Origin of the sequence: Aestuariibius sp. HNIBRBA575 (assembly GCF_040932005.1) — a bacterium.
In the GTDB taxonomy this organism is placed as follows: Bacteria; Pseudomonadota; Alphaproteobacteria; order Rhodobacterales; family Rhodobacteraceae; genus CANLNM01.
Window position 1 is genome coordinate 926,788 of sequence record NZ_CP162414.1, and the last position, 16,845, is coordinate 943,632.

Annotated in this window: 19 protein-coding genes; 17 read left to right on the forward strand and 2 right to left on the reverse strand. The window is 56.8% G+C overall.

Annotation, left to right across the window (positions count from 1 at the left end; all coding sequences use genetic code 11):
* Nucleotides 1–25: 25 nt before the first annotated feature.
* The gene (locus AB1F12_RS04725; protein ID WP_368186961.1) at nucleotides 26–544 is read left to right on the forward strand and encodes a redoxin domain-containing protein; all 519 of its coding nucleotides are present in this window, start codon (nucleotides 26–28) and stop codon (nucleotides 542–544) included.
* A gap of 115 nt (nucleotides 545–659) precedes the next feature.
* On the opposite strand, the gene AB1F12_RS04730 is transcribed toward AB1F12_RS04725, so the two are convergent.
* Nucleotides 660–863 carry a DUF1127 domain-containing protein gene (locus tag AB1F12_RS04730; protein ID WP_368186963.1) on the reverse strand — a complete coding sequence of 68 codons (204 nt, stop codon included), beginning with the start codon at nucleotides 861–863 and terminating at the stop codon, nucleotides 660–662.
* A gap of 341 nt (nucleotides 864–1,204) precedes the next feature.
* On the opposite strand from AB1F12_RS04730, the gene ruvC reads away from it, so the two are divergent.
* The 14 genes from ruvC to AB1F12_RS04800 all read left to right on the forward strand — a co-directional run bounded on the left by ruvC (nucleotide 1,205) and on the right by AB1F12_RS04800 (nucleotide 13,580).
* The gene (ruvC, locus tag AB1F12_RS04735; protein WP_368186964.1) at nucleotides 1,205–1,711 is read left to right on the forward strand and encodes a crossover junction endodeoxyribonuclease RuvC; all 507 of its coding nucleotides are present in this window, start codon (nucleotides 1,205–1,207) and stop codon (nucleotides 1,709–1,711) included.
* Complete coding sequence (gene ruvA / locus AB1F12_RS04740; RefSeq protein ID WP_368186966.1) at nucleotides 1,708–2,379, forward strand: Holliday junction branch migration protein RuvA; 672 nt, start codon at nucleotides 1,708–1,710, stop codon at nucleotides 2,377–2,379. The genes ruvC and ruvA overlap by 4 nt, the downstream gene beginning before the upstream one ends.
* Nucleotides 2,380–3,402 (forward strand): Holliday junction branch migration DNA helicase RuvB, encoded by a 1,023-nt coding sequence (gene ruvB, locus AB1F12_RS04745; protein ID WP_368186968.1) that lies wholly within the window; start codon nucleotides 2,380–2,382, stop codon nucleotides 3,400–3,402.
* A 63-nt stretch (nucleotides 3,403–3,465) separates the two neighbouring features.
* Nucleotides 3,466–4,086 carry a hypothetical protein gene (locus tag AB1F12_RS04750; protein ID WP_368186970.1) on the forward strand — a complete coding sequence of 207 codons (621 nt, stop codon included), beginning with the start codon at nucleotides 3,466–3,468 and terminating at the stop codon, nucleotides 4,084–4,086.
* A gap of 9 nt (nucleotides 4,087–4,095) precedes the next feature.
* Complete coding sequence (ybgC, locus tag AB1F12_RS04755; protein ID WP_368186972.1) at nucleotides 4,096–4,485, forward strand: tol-pal system-associated acyl-CoA thioesterase; 390 nt, start codon at nucleotides 4,096–4,098, stop codon at nucleotides 4,483–4,485.
* Between the two features lie 130 nt (nucleotides 4,486–4,615).
* Nucleotides 4,616–5,290 carry a protein TolQ gene (gene tolQ, locus AB1F12_RS04760; RefSeq protein WP_368186974.1) on the forward strand — a complete coding sequence of 225 codons (675 nt, stop codon included), beginning with the start codon at nucleotides 4,616–4,618 and terminating at the stop codon, nucleotides 5,288–5,290.
* 3 nt (nucleotides 5,291–5,293) lie between these two features.
* Nucleotides 5,294–5,770, forward strand: coding sequence for an ExbD/TolR family protein (locus tag AB1F12_RS04765; protein ID WP_368186976.1), 477 nt, complete (start codon nucleotides 5,294–5,296; stop codon nucleotides 5,768–5,770).
* Between the two features lie 3 nt (nucleotides 5,771–5,773).
* The gene (locus AB1F12_RS04770; protein ID WP_368186977.1) at nucleotides 5,774–6,892 is read left to right on the forward strand and encodes a hypothetical protein; all 1,119 of its coding nucleotides are present in this window, start codon (nucleotides 5,774–5,776) and stop codon (nucleotides 6,890–6,892) included.
* A 97-nt stretch (nucleotides 6,893–6,989) separates the two neighbouring features.
* Nucleotides 6,990–8,315 carry a Tol-Pal system beta propeller repeat protein TolB gene (gene tolB, locus AB1F12_RS04775; RefSeq protein ID WP_368186979.1) on the forward strand — a complete coding sequence of 442 codons (1,326 nt, stop codon included), beginning with the start codon at nucleotides 6,990–6,992 and terminating at the stop codon, nucleotides 8,313–8,315.
* Nucleotides 8,316–8,395: 80 nt separating this feature from the next.
* Nucleotides 8,396–8,917, forward strand: coding sequence for a peptidoglycan-associated lipoprotein Pal (gene pal / locus AB1F12_RS04780; RefSeq protein WP_368186981.1), 522 nt, complete (start codon nucleotides 8,396–8,398; stop codon nucleotides 8,915–8,917).
* A 24-nt stretch (nucleotides 8,918–8,941) separates the two neighbouring features.
* The gene (gene ybgF, locus AB1F12_RS04785; RefSeq protein WP_368186983.1) at nucleotides 8,942–9,766 is read left to right on the forward strand and encodes a tol-pal system protein YbgF; all 825 of its coding nucleotides are present in this window, start codon (nucleotides 8,942–8,944) and stop codon (nucleotides 9,764–9,766) included.
* Complete coding sequence (gene tilS / locus AB1F12_RS04790) at nucleotides 9,757–11,025, forward strand: tRNA lysidine(34) synthetase TilS (protein ID WP_368186985.1); 1,269 nt, start codon at nucleotides 9,757–9,759, stop codon at nucleotides 11,023–11,025. Before ybgF ends, tilS begins: the two co-directional genes overlap by 10 nt.
* A gap of 81 nt (nucleotides 11,026–11,106) precedes the next feature.
* Nucleotides 11,107–13,020, forward strand: a complete 1,914-nt coding sequence (gene ftsH, locus AB1F12_RS04795; RefSeq protein WP_368186987.1) for an ATP-dependent zinc metalloprotease FtsH — start codon at nucleotides 11,107–11,109, stop codon at nucleotides 13,018–13,020.
* A 110-nt stretch (nucleotides 13,021–13,130) separates the two neighbouring features.
* Nucleotides 13,131–13,580 (forward strand): SRPBCC domain-containing protein, encoded by a 450-nt coding sequence (locus AB1F12_RS04800; protein WP_368186988.1) that lies wholly within the window; start codon nucleotides 13,131–13,133, stop codon nucleotides 13,578–13,580.
* Nucleotides 13,581–13,585: 5 nt separating this feature from the next.
* On the opposite strand, the gene AB1F12_RS04805 is transcribed toward AB1F12_RS04800, so the two are convergent.
* Complete coding sequence (locus AB1F12_RS04805; protein WP_368186990.1) at nucleotides 13,586–13,903, reverse strand: hypothetical protein; 318 nt, start codon at nucleotides 13,901–13,903, stop codon at nucleotides 13,586–13,588.
* A 151-nt stretch (nucleotides 13,904–14,054) separates the two neighbouring features.
* Here AB1F12_RS04805 and AB1F12_RS04810 point away from each other — a divergent pair, with 151 nt between their 5' ends.
* On the forward strand, nucleotides 14,055–14,831 hold the full coding sequence (locus AB1F12_RS04810) for a methyltransferase domain-containing protein (RefSeq protein ID WP_368186991.1): 777 nt from the start codon (nucleotides 14,055–14,057) through the stop codon (nucleotides 14,829–14,831).
* Between the two features lie 273 nt (nucleotides 14,832–15,104).
* Entirely contained in the window at nucleotides 15,105–16,781 is a 1,677-nt protein-coding gene (locus AB1F12_RS04815; protein WP_368186993.1) for a formate--tetrahydrofolate ligase, read from the forward strand.
* Nucleotides 16,782–16,845: the final 64 nt, after the last annotated feature.

A 16,845-nucleotide genomic window follows, 5' to 3' on the forward strand; every position in this document is an offset into this window, starting at 1 on the left:
ACCTCACTGAAAGGAAGGCATATCCATGCCCACACCCAAACCCATCCCCGGCAGTATTCTGGCCCCTATGTCATTCCCCAAAGTGGGGGGCGGCACGGTCACTGTCGGCGGCAACAGACCAAACTGGACCTTGTTTGTGGTCTATCGCGGCAAACATTGCCCCAGATGCAAAAAATACCTCAACATCCTGAACGGAATGTTGGGGGATTGGACCGCCGCCGGGTTCGACGTGGCTGTTGTGTCTGCGGACCCGTTGGAAAAGGCGCAGGCTGACAAGGGTGCATTCGGCTGGGACTTTGATCTGGGCTATGACCTGAGCGAAACCCAGATGGAAACGCTGGGCCTATATGTCACGGACCCATTGTCAGATGCGGAAACCATCCGTCGCTTTGCCGAACCGGGGACCTATGTGATCCGCCCGGATGGCAGCCTGTTGTTGATTGCGCTGTCCAACGGGCCCTCTGCGCGGCCAGAATTGTCGGAATTGCTGGATGGGATGATTTTCACCAAAGAAAACAACCGCCCCCCACGGGGCACAGTGTAACGGATTGTTCTAACGGGTTTGCTGATCCTCCTCGGCATGCCCGTTGAACAAACAAAAAGGCCGCGCCCAGTGATGGGTGCGGCCTTTGCATTAGACAGGGAGGTCCAATTGAAAATTAGTAGTAATCGCTGCTGGCGATACGGTCGATGTCGCCGCGAACCAGACCGATGTCTTCAAGTTCACGTGCAGACAATTTGGACAGAGCGTTGCGTGTGATGCGTGCGTCGTTCCAAGCGGCAAATGCGCCAACGATTTGGGCGAAGAAGCCTGCGGAGCGCGGCGCGATAGCTGCGGGACGGGTAGTTTCAAAAACGGCCATGGCCTTGTTCCTTTTATTTTCTGTGGTTTTCGCAACGCCTGAAAAAAAGGCGTTATGCTGTATTCGATGATCATCATTTAGGCGTCCTGGCAATGATGCACCAGCAGAATAATCGCATGGGTGATATGCGCTAATTGCATGTGCATTTTGCGACCGGAAGTGGGTGAAAGCGACTGTTATTAATGGGAATTAACCGCAATTCCCGACTTGGCGACGTCGCTTTTGCTGCATTGCAGAAAAAGTGTGATATTTCTGCGCCTGTTCGCGGGGGCTAGGAATATGTTCGCGTTTTGTGCTAATTGTGAACGAACAATGAAAAAACGACCAAACAGGGGCAAATCATGCGTGTAATGGGAATCGATCCCGGGTTGCGGAACATGGGATGGGGAATCATCGATGTGGCCGGATCCAAGCTGACCCATGTGGCCAATGGGATTTGCCATTCAAAAACCGGCGATCTGGCGTCGCGGCTGTTATCCCTGCACACCCAACTGACCGACGTGCTGACCACCTATCAGCCCACCACGGCCGCCGTGGAACAGACTTTCGTTAACAAAGACGCGGTCGCGACCCTGAAACTGGGGCAGGCGCGGGGCATGGCCCTGTTGGTGCCTGCGCAGGCCGGGATCAGCATCGGCGAATATGCCCCTAACGCGGTCAAAAAAACCGTGGTGGGCGTGGGCCACGCGGATAAGAAACAAGTGGACCATATGGTGCGGCTGCAATTGCCCGGTGTTGAGATTGCCGGGGCGGATGCCGCGGATGCGCTGGCCATTGCGATCTGTCATGCCCATAACATGCAATCAGCGGGCCAGATGGAACGCGCAATCCGAAAGGCAACCGCATGATTGGCAAACTGACAGGCCGTCTGGAATACCGCGCCAGCGATCACATCCTGATTGATGTGCGCGGCGTGGGCTATATCGTCTATGTGTCCGATCGGGTTATGGCCGGGCTGCCCGGTAATGGCGAAGTCGTGTCGCTTTATACGGAAATGCTGGTGCGCGAAGATCTGATGCAATTGTTCGGCTTTCCGTCGCTGGTCGAAAAGGAATGGCACCGCCTGCTGGTGTCGGTGCAGGGCATTGGCGCCAAGGCGTCGATGGCGATCTTGGGCACTTTGGGCCCTGATCAGGTCAGCCGGGCCATTGCGCTGGGGGATTGGAACACCGTCGCCAAGGCCAAAGGCGTGGGGCCAAAGATCGCCCAACGTGTGGTCAACGAATTGAAAGACAAAGCCCCCGCCGTGATGGCCATGGGCGGTAATCTGGCCACTGCCATGAAGGACGGCGCGGATTTGGACGACGACGTGATCGATGTGGCTGACAAACCCAAGTCGAAACCGGCCAAAGCCACCAATATGGCCCAACCCGAAGCGTTATCCGCCCTGACCAATCTGGGCTATGCGCCCGGCGATGCGGCCAGCGCGGTCGCCGAAGCTTTGGGCGACACCCCCGATCTGGATACATCCGGGTTGATCCGGGCGGCGCTGAAATTGCTGGCACCAAAGGGCTAAATGATGGAATCTGATCCCAATCTGCGCCCCCAGGAACAACCTCAGGACAATGACCGTGCATTGCGCCCGCAGGGGCTTGATGAATTTATCGGCCAAAAGGCAGCGCGCGCCAATTTGCGGGTTTTTATCGAAAGCGCCAAAAAACGTGGCGAAGCGATGGACCACACCCTGTTTCACGGCCCGCCGGGATTGGGCAAAACCACCCTTGCGCAAATCGTGGCACGTGAATTGGGGGTCGGGTTTCGCATGACGTCGGGGCCGGTTTTGGCCAAGGCCGGGGATCTGGCCGCGATCCTGACCAACCTCGAAGCCAACGACGTGTTGTTCATTGATGAAATCCACCGTCTGAACCCGGTGGTTGAGGAAATCCTCTATCCCGCACTCGAAGATTTTGAGCTGGATCTGGTGATCGGCGAAGGCCCGGCCGCACGCACGGTGCGGATCGAATTGCAGCCCTTTACGCTGGTGGGGGCGACCACGCGGTTGGGCCTGTTGACCACGCCGCTGAGGGATCGGTTCGGCATTCCGACCCGGCTGGAATTTTACACCGTGGACGAATTGCATGACATCGTGTCACGCGGGGCGCGGCTGATGGGATGCCCGGCGGATGATGACGGCGCGCGCGAAATCGCCAAACGCGCCCGCGGCACGCCCCGGATCGCTGGTCGTCTGTTGCGTCGCGTGGTGGATTTCGCGGTCGTCGAAGGCGACGGGCTGGTGACACAGGCGCTGGCCGATGGGGCGCTGACCCGGTTGGGGGTGGATCATCTGGGGCTGGATGGGGCGGATCGACGTTATCTGCGCCTGATCGCCGAAAGCTATGGCGGCGGGCCGGTGGGGATCGAAACCATGTCGGCCGCCCTGAGCGAAAGCCGCGACGCACTAGAAGAAGTGATCGAGCCGTTTTTGCTGCAACAGGGATTGATCCAGCGCACACCGCGCGGGCGGATGCTGGCACAGGCGGCGTGGCGCCATCTGGGGCTGGACGCTCCAAAGAAATCCGAAGGTGACCTGTTTGGTTGACCTAGGAAGCATTCGATTTTAGGCCACCAGCGGGACTATTTGCCAATAAAAAACGGGTGCGACATGACAGATCAGATATCCAAATTGTTTACGCGGGCGGATGGCACCTATTTATGTGCCCGCTGGGAACGCCCGATTGTGCCGGTTGTGTTTGGCGTGGATGAGGCAACATTGCCCATCATCAAAGGCGCGATCGAAGCGGTTGTGACCTTGGCCGGGCATCAAATGGCCGAAACGGACCCGGAATTGGGCACCAATTTGATGTTCTTTTTCTTTTCCGACTGGGATGAATTGCTGGACGTACCGGATCTGGATCGGTTGATCCCGGATTTGACGCCCTTGGTGGCACGATTGAAATCCGCGGATGCGCTGCAATATCGCGCCTTTCGGTTCGAAGAAAACGGCGCAATCAAAGCGAATTTTGTGTTCCTGCGCATGGCAGGGGCCTTGGCCGATCTGCCCGCCGATACATTAGCGTTGGGGCAGGCCGTGCAATCGATCCTGTTGTGGTCAGACACTGCGTTTGACGATCAATCGCCGCTGGCCTTGCTGGATGGCAATGCGGTGCTGCGCCCCGAAATCGCCAATGTGATCCGCGCCGCCTATGATCCGGTCATGCCATCGGTGGCCCAAGACTCGACCCACGCGCTGCGATTGGCCGCGCGGATTGATCTGGCCAAATAGGAGAAAGCCATGACCCATAAATTTCCTGTCCGCGTTTATTACGAAGACACCGATCTGGCTGGGATCGTGTATTACGCCAATTACCTGAAGTTCATTGAACGGGGGCGCACGGAATGGGTGCGCGATCAGGGGATCGATCAGGCGGCCTTGCGCGACGAAGACGGGATAGTGTTCGCGGTGCGCCGGGTAGAGGCAGATTATCTGGCACCGGCGAAATTTGATGACGAATTGGTGGTGGAAACCACGTTGGAACAAATGACCGGGGTGCGGATGATTTGCCGCCAAGAGGTCAAACGCGCTGGCGAGGTCCTGTTTTCCGCGCTTGTCACCGTGGTGGCCATAAACGAAAACGGGGCTCCGGCGCGGCTTCCGGCGAGTATTCGCCGACAATTGCACTGAAAAGCTGCGATTTACGCCGAAATTGCGGCTCTGACACCTTCGTGACGCGGCTTTCGTTGGATTTCCCCGTAAAGATGCGCTACGAGTTGGGTAATAATGCCCAAAATGGGCCGGGATAACGAGCAGGCAAATGGAAGCAGCAACCGACTTCACGATGTGGGCGCTATTCGCGCGCGCCACACTTACCGTAAAATTTGTCATGATCATGCTGATCTGCGCCTCGGGATGGTGCTGGGCTGTGGTCGTGGACAAAATGATCCAATATCGCAAAGCCCGCGCCGAAGCGGCCCGTTTTGATCAGGCGTTCTGGTCCGGCGAACCGCTGGATGCGTTGTTTGATAAAATCGGCGCACAGCCGGGTGGGCGGTCTGAACGGATTTTTGCCGCCGGGATGACGGAATGGCGTCGGTCCCACCGTCAGGATGGCGCGTTGATTGCCGGTGCTCAGGCGCGCATCGACCGATCTATGGATGTGGCCATCGCCAAGGAAACCGGCGAGCTGCAAAAAGGTCTGCCGGTGCTGGCCACCGTTGGGTCCACCGCGCCATTTGTCGGGTTGTTCGGCACCGTTTGGGGCATCATGAACGCGTTCATCGAAATCGCCGAACAGCAAAACACCAATTTGGCCGTTGTGGCACCGGGTATTGCTGAGGCGCTGTTGGCGACCGGTCTGGGCCTGTTGGCGGCGATCCCGGCGGTTATTTTCTATAACAAACTTAGCGCGGATAGTGATCGCATTGTTGGCGGCTACGAAGCCTTTGCCGATGAGTTCGCTACGATCCTGTCGCGTCAGTTGGACAGCTAAGTCATGGGCGCAGGTGTCATGAAATCTGGTGGTGATGGGGGCGGTGGTCGCCGTCGTCGTCGCAAACGCACTCAGCCAATGGCGGAAATCAACGTCACGCCGTTTGTGGATGTGATGCTGGTTTTGCTGATCATCTTTATGGTGGCGGCGCCTTTGCTGACGGTTGGGGTACCGGTGGAATTGCCGGAAACCGCCGCCAGCGCCTTGCCCAGCGAACAAGAGGATCCGCTGACCATCACCCTAACGGCAGAGGGGGACATCATGATCATGACCACCCCAACCAATCGCGACGAATTTATTCCCAAACTGCGCGCTATTGCGTCTGAACGCAGCTCGGACCGGGTGTTTTTACGCGCGGATGGGGCCAATGCGTGGACCGAAGTGGCCACAATCATGGGCGCGTTAAATGCGGCTGGGTTCAATAATATCGGTCTGGTGACAGATATTGGCGGGCCCTCTTTGGATGGCAGCGACGGGTAAACGATGAGCGCAGGCTCTTATATCTCGGGGATCGGTCATGTGGGATTGCTCACTTGGTTGGTGCTTGGCTGGGGATTGTCCAGCGAACCGCTTGATTTCGAAGTGGCGGATGTGTCCGTGATCAGCGGCGAACAATTTGCCGCCATGACCCAAGGTTTGGAACCAGACGCGCCGTTGATCGAAACGCCGTCATTGGAAACACCTGATCCTGTTGAACAGCCCCCCGCGCCGGTGGTTGAAACCCCGCCAGAGCCTGTGGAACAACCCGCGCCCGTGGCCCCGCCACCTGCGCCGGAACAGGAATTAACCCCGCCCGAACCTGCCCCCCAACCGGTAGAGCAGGTTCAGGAAACTGCACCCCCCACGCCGCCCGCGCCGGATGTGCCAGTCTATGTGCCGCCAACCCCTGATTTGACCGCATCTCTGCGCCCGCGCGCACGACCCGCCCCCCGTGTTGCCCCCGAAGCTGTGGCACCATCCGAGCCGGATGTGCAGATCGCAGATATCGACCAAACAGCGACCTCGCCCGATGCGGTGACACCGGATGTGGCCGAAGAAAACAACGAAGCCACCGCCCAAGAAGAAGCCAGCACCGAAGTTCTGAACGACGATTCCGAACCGGCCAGCGCGTCACTTGCGCCGCAATCTTCGCCGCGCCCACCACGTGCAGCGCGCCCTGAACCGGCAACCGACGTCGCGTCCGATGTGTCAGATGATCCCGCTGACGACGTGGCCGACGCCATTGCCAATGCTGTGGCCGAAGCCAATTCCAACCCGGTGGCAAATGCCGGGCAAGACGGCCCACCGTTGACGGGCACTGAACTGGAAGGGTTCAAAGTGGCCGCACAACGCTGCTGGGCCATCGATTCCGGTTCACCGGCGTCGCAGGTCGTGGTCGTGGTTGGGTTTTCGCTTGATATCAACGGGATGGTGTCGGGGCCGATGCGCCTGATTTCATCCCAAGGCGGGGATCAAAGCGCGGTCACAACGGCCTTTACCCGCGCCAAACGCGCCATTATTTCCTGCCAGCGCGATGGATATCAATTGCCGCCAGAAAAATACGAACAATGGCGAGACGTCGAAATGATCTTTAACGGACCAGAGGCGGTGCAACGTCTATGAGACCAGAAATGATCCGCTTACTCAATTTTTCCCTGCTGACAAGCCCGGCTTTGCCTTGCAAGATACAGCAAATGACCCCGATCCATGAGGTCCCGAAATGAGACATTTGAAACGCCTTCTTAGCGCCTTTGGGGTTGCGGTGATGACATTGGCCAGCCCGGCCGTGTTTGCCGAACCTTTGCGACTGGAATTGGATCGCGGGGTGTCAGAACCCATGCCGTTTGCCATTCCCGCATTTGAGGTCGAAACCCCCGGTGCCGAAGCAATGGCGCAGCAGATCGCCCAAGTGATCGCGCAGGATTTGGCTGGAACCGGCCTGTTTCGTCCGGTGCCGTCCAGTGCCTTCATTTCGCAGCATAACAGTTTTGCGCAACCGGTGGCCTTTACCGATTGGCGCGCGATCAACACACAGGCGCTGATCACTGGGGCCGTGGCGGTTCAGGGCGGTCAGGTTGTGGTGAAATTCCGCCTGCATGACGTGTTTCTGGGCGAAGAAATGGGCAGCGGTCAGCAATTGGTTGGCACCACCGATGGCTGGCGTCGTATGGGGCACAAAGTGGCCGATCAGGTCTATTCGCGGATCACGGGTGAAACCGGATATTTTGACAGCCGCGTTGTGATGGTGGGCGAAACAGGCCCCAAAGATGACCGTCGCAAACGCTTGGCAATCATGGATTTTGACGGTGAAAACCTGCAATACCTCACCGATAGCGGTGCTATTGTTTTGGCCCCTCGGTTTTCGCCAAACGGTGATCGGGTCCTTTATACCAGCTATGAAAGCGGTTTTCCGCGCATCAATGTGCTGGATGTTGGCAGCGTCACCCGGCAGCAATTGACGACCCAACCGGGTGAAATGGCGTTTAGCCCTCGGTTCAGCCGCGATGGGCGTCAGGTTATTTATTCACTGGCATCTGGTGGCAACACTGATATCTGGCGCACCGATCTGGCCACGGGGCAGCATCAGCGCCTGACATCCGCACCGTCCATCGAAACCGCGCCCAGCTTTAGTCCGGACGGGTCGCAGATCGTGTTTGAAAGTGATCGTTCTGGTACGCAGCAATTGTACATCATGTCCGCAAGTGGCGGAGAAGCCAGAAGAATTTCGTTCGAAAGCGGCCGTTACGGCAGCCCGGTTTGGTCGCCACGTGGGGATCTGATTGCCTTTACCCGTCAAAGCGAAGGCCGGTTTCATATCGGCGTAATGCGCACAGATGGGTCCGGCGAACGGGTGTTGACCAATTCCCCACTGGACGAAGGTCCAAGCTGGTCCCCCAATGGCCGCGTGGTGATGTTCACCCGCGAAACGCTGGGGGCGACCGGTGGTCCGTCGCTCTATTCTGTGGATGTGTCGGGGCGCAATTTACGTCGTGTCTCAACGCCTGGATTTGCCTCTGATCCGTCATGGGGTCCTTTGCAGAACTAATGCACAGATAATCTATAGGCAGGCCGGGCCACGTCATGATAAATAGGCCCTAACAAGAAAACGCATACAGGATATTAACCATGAACACCCTTATCAAAGCAGGCGTGCTGATTTCCGCACTGGCCGTTTCGGCCTGTACCAATCCCAACCGCTTTGGCGAAGACAGCAGCACAAACCTATCGCCCGCTGGCACCAATGTGCCGGTTGCGCCGATCAATCCGGCGTCTGATCCGGCAACGCCGCAATATTTCAGCCAAACCATTGGCGATCGGGTTCTGTTTCCGGTGGATCAATCCACATTGACCCCAACTGCGATGGGCATTCTGGACGGACAGGCCCAGTGGTTGCTGACCAATTCAGATTATCTGGCCGTGATCGAAGGTCATGCCGACGAACAAGGCACACGGGAATATAACCTCGCGCTTGGGGCGCGCCGATCCAATGCTGTGCGGGAATATCTGGTGTCCAAAGGCGTTCCATCGAACCGCATTCGCACGATCAGCTACGGCAAAGAACGCCCGGCGGCTGTTTGTTCTGCGGAATCCTGCTATGCAGAAAACCGTCGGTCTGTGACGGTGATTTCGATTGGCTCGCTGAGCTAAATCAGCGGTGATGATGCGGGGATTATGATGCGGATTTTGGGGACTTTGGCTTTGATTGCCGGGCTGGCTGGCCCGGCCATGGCGCAGGATGCAAACGATCAGACCCTGGCGGATATCCGTCAGGAATTGACGGTGCTTTACGTGGAAATTCAGCGCCTCAAAGGTGAGCTGAACACAACCGGAACCCCGCAAAATGCTGCTGGGGCCGGGTCTGCGCTGGAACGGTTGACCGCCATCGAAGGCGAATTGCAGCGCCTGACCGGCAAAACCGAAGAGCTGGAATTTCGCATCAATCGCATCACCCGCGACGGGACCAACCGGATCGGCGATCTGGAATTCCGTCTATGTGAACTGGAAACGGTTTGCGACATTGCGGCATTGGGCGACACGCCGTCTTTGGGTGGGATCGACAATGATACCAGCGTGCCTGTGGCTGATGCGCCGACACAAAACGGGCCGGTTCTGGCCGTCGGGGAACGTGCCGATTTTGACGCTGCCAAATCCGCCTTTGAGGCGGGGGATTACCGGTCTGCCGCGGACCAGTTTGCCACGTTTAACGTGACCTATCCCGGCGGCCATTTGGCCCCCGAAGCGGACTATCTGCGCGGCGAAGCGTTTGAAAGTCTTGGGGAAATGACCAATGCGGCGCGGGCCTATTTGGATGCGTTTAGTGGCGCCCCAGAAGGGACGCGCGCACCGGATGCGTTGTTTAAGCTGGGCGCGTCACTGGGTGCGCTTGGTCAACAACAGGATGCCTGCATCACCCTAAGCGAAGTGGTCACCCGTTTCCCAAGTTCCGAAGCGGCCATGGATGCGCAATCTGCGCGGGCCAATCTGGGATGCAGCTAAGCGGGCAGGCGGCGGTTGACGCCTTTTGCGACGCCCACGCGGTTCATTCACAAAACGGATTGATTGGTATCGCCGTGTCTGGTGGTGGCGACAGTATGGCACTGCTTCAGATGGCGCATATTGCGGGGCAGAAATCCGGGCAGGATATCATGGCCGTGACGGTCGATCACGGATTGCGCGCCGAGGCCGCACAAGAAGCCGAAACCGTTGGTCAGTTTTGCAAATCCCGGAACATTTCCCACACTATTCTCAATTGGGAAAACTGGTCGGGGCAGGGGAATTTGCAGGCCGCAGCCCGCAACGCCCGCTATGATTTGATCACAAACTGGGCCAATGCCCACGGTGTAGCGCGCGTGTTGCTGGGCCATACTGCGGATGATCAGGCCGAAACGTTTTTGATGCGGCTGGCGCGTGGGTCCGGGGTGGATGGCTTGGCGGGGATGTCGCCGGATACGGGGCTGTTTCACCGCCCATTGCTGAACACATCCCGGCAAGAATTGCGTGATTTTTTGCAGGACCAAAACATCGATTGGGTCGATGATCCGTCCAATGACGATACCCAATTTGATCGGGTCAAAGCCCGTCAAATGCGGGCGCAGTTGGAAACATTGGGATTGACCCAAACACGGATTTTGCAGACCGTTTCACATATGAAAAAGGCGAAAACGGCGCTGTCTATGGCGGCGCATGACTTTGCACAGAACCATGTCACGCAGGATTTTGGGGATCTCATTTTTGATCTGCCTGCCTTGCGATTGCATCATTCGGATACGGAACCGCGGGTGATGGCTGCGGCTGTGCAATGGATCAGCAATGCCGATTATCGCCCCCGCCTAGAGGCGCTGCAGGATGCGGTTGCGACGGCCCAACAGGGCAAAGCGCGCACATTGGGCGGGGTGCTGTTTTCGCCACAACGGGACGGGACCCTGAGGTTAAGCCGGGAATTTAACGCCGTGGCTGAAGAAAAGATCGAGTGTAATCCTATCGGCGCGCAATTTATGATCTGGGACGGGCGGTGGCGTATATCGGGCGTATTGGCGTCGCAAGATACGCAGGGAATTGCGCATATCGCCCCCCTCGCAGAGGCGGTTTCGCAATGTCCGAACTGGCGTGATTCTGGTTTGCCGCGCAAATCTTTGATGGCGTCGCCGGCGGTTTGGCAGGGTGAAACCCTGATTGCGGCCCCTTTGGCGGGGTTAAATCCCAATTGGACGGCGCAGATTGCCACGGATTTCAACTCGTTCCTGCTTTCGCATTGAAGTACGCGCACAAACCCTTATTTTAGACAGGTGGTCGGCGCGCCCCACGCGCGCCCGCAAATAATTCTATAGGAGCCTCCTTTGGGCAACGCACGTAATCTGGCTTTCTGGGTCGTCCTCTTCTTGTTGATCCTCGCGCTTTTCAATCTGTTCAGCGGAGGGCAAGGCACGACGTCTTCGACCGCGCGGACGTATTCCGATTTTGTTGAGGCTGTCGATAATGGCACCGTGACCCAAGTTGTGCTGGATGGCGAACAATTGCGCTATGTCACAACGGGCGGCGATGCCTATGTCACGATCCGCCCGGATGACGCCAAAGTCACCGACATGCTGATCGCCAACGACATTCCTGTGCGCGCCGAAGCCCAAGAGCAGAACGGTTTCGCAACCTTCATCCTTGGGCTGTTGCCCTTCTTGCTGCTGATCGGTGTCTGGATCTATTTCATGAACCGGATGCAGGGCGGCGGCAAAGGCGGCGCGATGGGCTTTGGCAAATCCAAGGCCAAACTACTGACCGAGAAAAACGGTCGTGTCACGTTTGACGATGTGGCCGGGATCGACGAAGCCAAAGAAGAGCTGGAAGAGATCGTCGAATTCCTACGCAATCCACAGAAATTCAGCCGTCTTGGCGGGAAAATCCCCAAAGGCGCGTTGCTGGTGGGCCCTCCGGGGACAGGTAAAACGCTGCTGGCGCGTGCGATTGCAGGCGAAGCGGGCGTGCCGTTCTTTACCATTTCGGGGTCTGACTTTGTGGAAATGTTCGTCGGTGTGGGTGCATCCCGTGTGCGCGACATGTTTGAACAGGCCAAGAAAAACGCGCCATGTATTTTGTTCATCGATGAAATCGACGCTGTGGGCCGGGCCCGTGGTGTGGGCATTGGCGGTGGCAATGACGAACGCGAACAGACATTGAACCAATTGCTGGTGGAAATGGACGGCTTTGAGGCCAATGAAGGCATCATTATCGTTGCTGCCACCAACCGCCGTGATGTTTTGGACCCGGCTTTGCTGCGTCCGGGTCGGTTTGACCGTCAGGTGACTGTGCCCAACCCAGATATCAAAGGGCGCGACAAAATCCTTGGCGTGCATGCCCGCAAAGTGCCACTGGGCCCTGATGTAGATCTGCGCATCATTGCCCGTGGGACCCCCGGTTTTTCCGGTGCGGATCTGGCCAACCTTGTGAACGAAGCCGCGTTGATGGCCGCCCGGATCGGGCGACGCTTTGTGACGATGCTGGACTTTGAACAGGCCAAAGACAAAGTGATGATGGGCGCGGAACGGCGATCCATGGTTCTGACCGATGATCAGAAAGAAAAGACCGCCTATCACGAGGCTGGCCATGCGCTGGTTGGGATTAAATTGCCCAAATGTGATCCGGTTTATAAGGCGACGATCATTCCGCGCGGCGGGGCCTTGGGTATGGTGATGAGCCTGCCTGAAATGGACAAGCTGCAAATGTTCAAAGACGAAGCCGAAGAGCGTATCGCCATGACCATGGCGGGCAAAGCGGCAGAAATCTGGAAATACGGCGCCGAAAGTGTATCATCGGGTCCGGTTGGCGATATCCAACAGGCCAGCGCTTTAGCGCGATCCATGGTGATGCGGTATGGCATGTCCGACAAGGTCGGCAACATCGATTACGCAGAAGCAGCCGAAGGCTATTCCGGCAACACGGCTGGTTTTTCAGTGTCGGCCAGCACCAAAGAAATGATCGAAGAAGAAGTGAAACGCTTTATCGATGAGGGCTATAACGAAGCCTATCGTCTGATCGAAGAATATTCGGTTGAGTTCGAACGTCTGGCGCAGGGTCTGTTGGAATATGAAACCCTGACGGGTGACGAAATCAAACGGGTCATGGCCGGTGAGCCGCTGAAATCTGATGATGATGACACGCATTCGGATTCTGGCAATGCGCCTTCTGTGACCGCGGTACCCAAAACCAAGCCAAAGAAACCAAAATCTGATGGCGACATGGAGCCAGAGCCAAGCGCGTAATCACGCGTCAGGTCCGAAACAAAGAAACGGCTGGGGTAACCCGGCCGTTTTTGGTTTTGGGGTTTGATGCGCGTCTGGATCGGGAATGTGGCCGCTGTTATGCTGTTGGCATGACAAACCCATGTGCCACCGCCAAAGTGTTCATCCGTCGTCCCGTCAGTGCCGTTTACGACGCTTTTGCCGACCCTGAAATCATGACAAAGTTTTGGTTCCCCAAGGCCCGCGGCCAATTGGAAACGGGCAAAGACGTGTTGTGGTATTTGGGGACAGACACAGACGCCTATGCGATCACGGTGCGGGTCAAATCCGCGATCGCACCGCGCGAAATTATCATCGACTGGGGCGATGAGGATCAATTTACCCAAGTGGTCTGGACGTTTGAAGGCGTGGATGATGGCACGGTGATGACCATCACCGAAAGCGGATTTGCAGGCCCTGGTGCTGAAATCAACGCCGCTGCATTAGCGTCAACAGGGGGCTTTAATCAGGTGGCGATTGCCGCCAAGGCCCTGTTAGAACACAGGGCAGCGATCAATATCGTGCAGGATCATGTGGCTTGATTAAATCAAAGCCCGGCTTCGGCGGCGCGTTGTAATCCCATGCCGAGGAACACCATGATCATCAACGCACCGAATGACACGCCAAACGCGACATAGGTGATCCGGCCAACTTTGCTGAAGTCCTGAAAAAGTTTGTACATTTCATTGAACGACGCGCCGAGCGGTATAAAAACCAGCGTTGCCGCCATCAAACAAACGGTCGTAACCAATAGGACCAACAGGTAGGAATCCATCCAATCCGGGCCACGGACAAATCCGAAATCATAGGCAGAGGCATGTGTGGGGGTGATGAGGGCCAAACAAAGGGCAACTCTTAGATACATCGTTTTTTCCAATAGTTAGGTGACTGGGTTTTTCATGCCTGCAGCGGTGGCAAATTTTTGACATCTGAACAAAGGACGGTCGTCGATTGAGCAGGGTTGCGATTGGATTGCTTTGTATGCAATTGTATACCAAATTGTGAGGCGCGGAAAAATGACATCAGTCGATTGGAATACCACCCAGTATACTGCGTACAGGTCGTTGCGATTGCAGCCAGCACTGGATTTGCTGGCGCGGGTGCCCAGCCTGCCGCAAGGGGATGTGATTGATCTGGGGTGTGGCACGGGCGTTGCGGCGGCGGATCTGCAAACGCGGTTTCCGGGTCGCAAATTAATAGGCGTGGAACAATCCGAAACGATGATTGGCAAAGCCATCCAAACGGGGCTGTATCACCGGTTGGATCAGGCGGATATCGCGCTTTGGTCGCCGCATGATCGCCCGGCATTGATTTTTTCCAACGCCGTGCTGCATTGGTTGCCGGATCACTCAGCCCTGTTTGCCCGACTTGTTCAAATGCTTGCGCCGCGCGGCGTGCTTGCTGTGCAAATGCCACGCCAGTTTATGGCGCCGTCCCATCATCTATTGCGCGATCTTGCGCAACAGATGTTTCCCGACAGGTTTAACTTTGATTATTGGTCCCCGCCGGTGGCGACGCCGGACATATATATGTCGATGCTGTCAGAACTGGGCGCGACGCAGATTTGGGAAACCGAATATTACCAACGTTTGGTCCCCGTGACAGCAGGCCACCCCGTGCGCCATTTTACCCAATCCACCGCGATGCGCCCGATCCTTGCCAAACTTTCTGATGCAGAGACCGCGCAATTCATATCTCACTATGATGCGGCGTTGATTGCGCAATATCCGCGACAATCCGACGGGGGGGTCGTGTTCCCGTTTCGGCGGTTATTTATGGTTGTCGCCAGTTAAGGCGCGTCAGGCGCTGTGCTGACTTTATAGAAATAGCAAAGCCCGCAGCCTGCGCCCGTCCAACGTGCCGGGGCAGGACAAATGACCCCATAACGGTGCACAGGTTTCTTATCCACGAAACTCATTTCTGGAATTGACGATTTTGGTCGTGAAAATGTCGCTATAGAATTTCACGGACCATTGACGGACGGCTACATCTTGGGGGACGCATAAGACAACGCATCAGAACACGCACCCGTTTCTTTTCTACCGGTGCCAATAGGGAACGACGTTATGAGCTTTAAGACCGATATTGAGATCGCCCGCGAGGCCAACAAAAAGCCGATTCAAGAGATTGGTGCGAAACTGGGCATCGCCAGCGAACACCTGCTGCCCTATGGCCATGACAAAGCAAAGGTCAGCCAGGACTTTATCAATTCCGTTCAGGACCGCGAAAACGGCAAACTGATTCTGGTGACAGCGATCAACCCTACCCCGGCTGGGGAAGGCAAAACCACCACCACGGTTGGTCTGGGTGACGGTCTGAATGCGATCGGCAAAAACGCCGCGATCTGTATCCGCGAAGCATCCCTTGGGCCGAACTTTGGGATGAAAGGTGGTGCTGCCGGGGGTGGCTACGCCCAAGTGGTTCCGATGGAAGAAATGAACCTGCATTTCACAGGCGATTTCCACGCGATCACATCCGCCCATAACCTGTTATCCGCAATGATCGACAACCACATCTATTGGGGCAATGAGCTGGAAATCGATGAACGCCGTGTGACATGGCGCCGGGTTCTGGACATGAACGACCGCGCGCTGCGTGACACCGTGACATCCCTTGGTGGCGTGTCCAACGGTTTCCCACGTCAGACCGGGTTTGACATCACCGTTGCCTCCGAAGTGATGGCGATCCTGTGCCTGTCCAACGATCTGGACGATCTGCAAAAACGTCTGGGTGACATGATTGTGGCCTATCGCCGTGATCGCAGCCCGATCTATGCCCGTGACATCAAAGCCGACGGTGCGATGACGGTTCTGCTGCGCGACGCCATGCAGCCAAACATCGTGCAAACGCTGGAAAACAACCCAGCCTTTGTACATGGCGGCCCATTTGCCAACATCGCCCATGGCTGTAACTCTGTTATTGCGACAAACACCGCGCTGAAACTGGCCGATTTTGTTGTGACCGAGGCCGGCTTTGGTGCCGATCTGGGTGCTGAAAAGTTCATGAACATCAAATGCCGCAAAGCAGGTCTGGCACCTGATTGTGTGGTTCTGGTGGCGACGATCCGCGCGATGAAAATGAACGGCGGCGTGGCCAAGGCCGATCTGGGCGACGAAAACGTCGATGCGGTCAACGAAGGCTGCGCAAACCTGGGACGTCACATTGGCAACCTGAAATCGTTCGGCGTGCCGGTTGTGGTTGCGATCAACCACTTTGTCACCGACACAGACGCCGAAGTGCAGGCCGTCAAAGACTATGTGGAAACTCAAGGGTCCGAAGCCATCCTGTGCATGCACTGGGCCAAAGGGTCCGAAGGCACCAAGGAACTGGCAACACGTGTGGCTGAAATCGCCGAAGCGGATGTCAGCCAGTTCTCACCGCTTTACAAAGACGAACTGCCTTTGTTTGAAAAAATGGAAACCATCGCGAAACGTATTTATCGCGCTGACGAAGTTTTGGCTGACAAGAAAATCCGCGATCAGCTGAAAGCTTGGGAAGATGCGGGATACGGTAACCTGCCGATCTGTATGGCAAAAACCCAGTATTCCTTTAGCACCGATCCAAGCCTGCGCGGCGCGCCGGTCGGCCATTCGGTTCCAGTTCGCGAAGTGCGTCTGGCCGCAGGCGCCGGGTTCATCGTGGCGGTCTGTGGTGAAATCATGACCATGCCGGGTTTGCCCCGCAAACCAGCCGCGGAAAACATCCGCATCAACGAAGAAGGCGTCGTCGAAGGCTTGTTCTAAGCCGTCGATCCAAGTGGGGTCACAACGGTCGCAACCCCCTGCGGCCACATGATGCACCCCACTT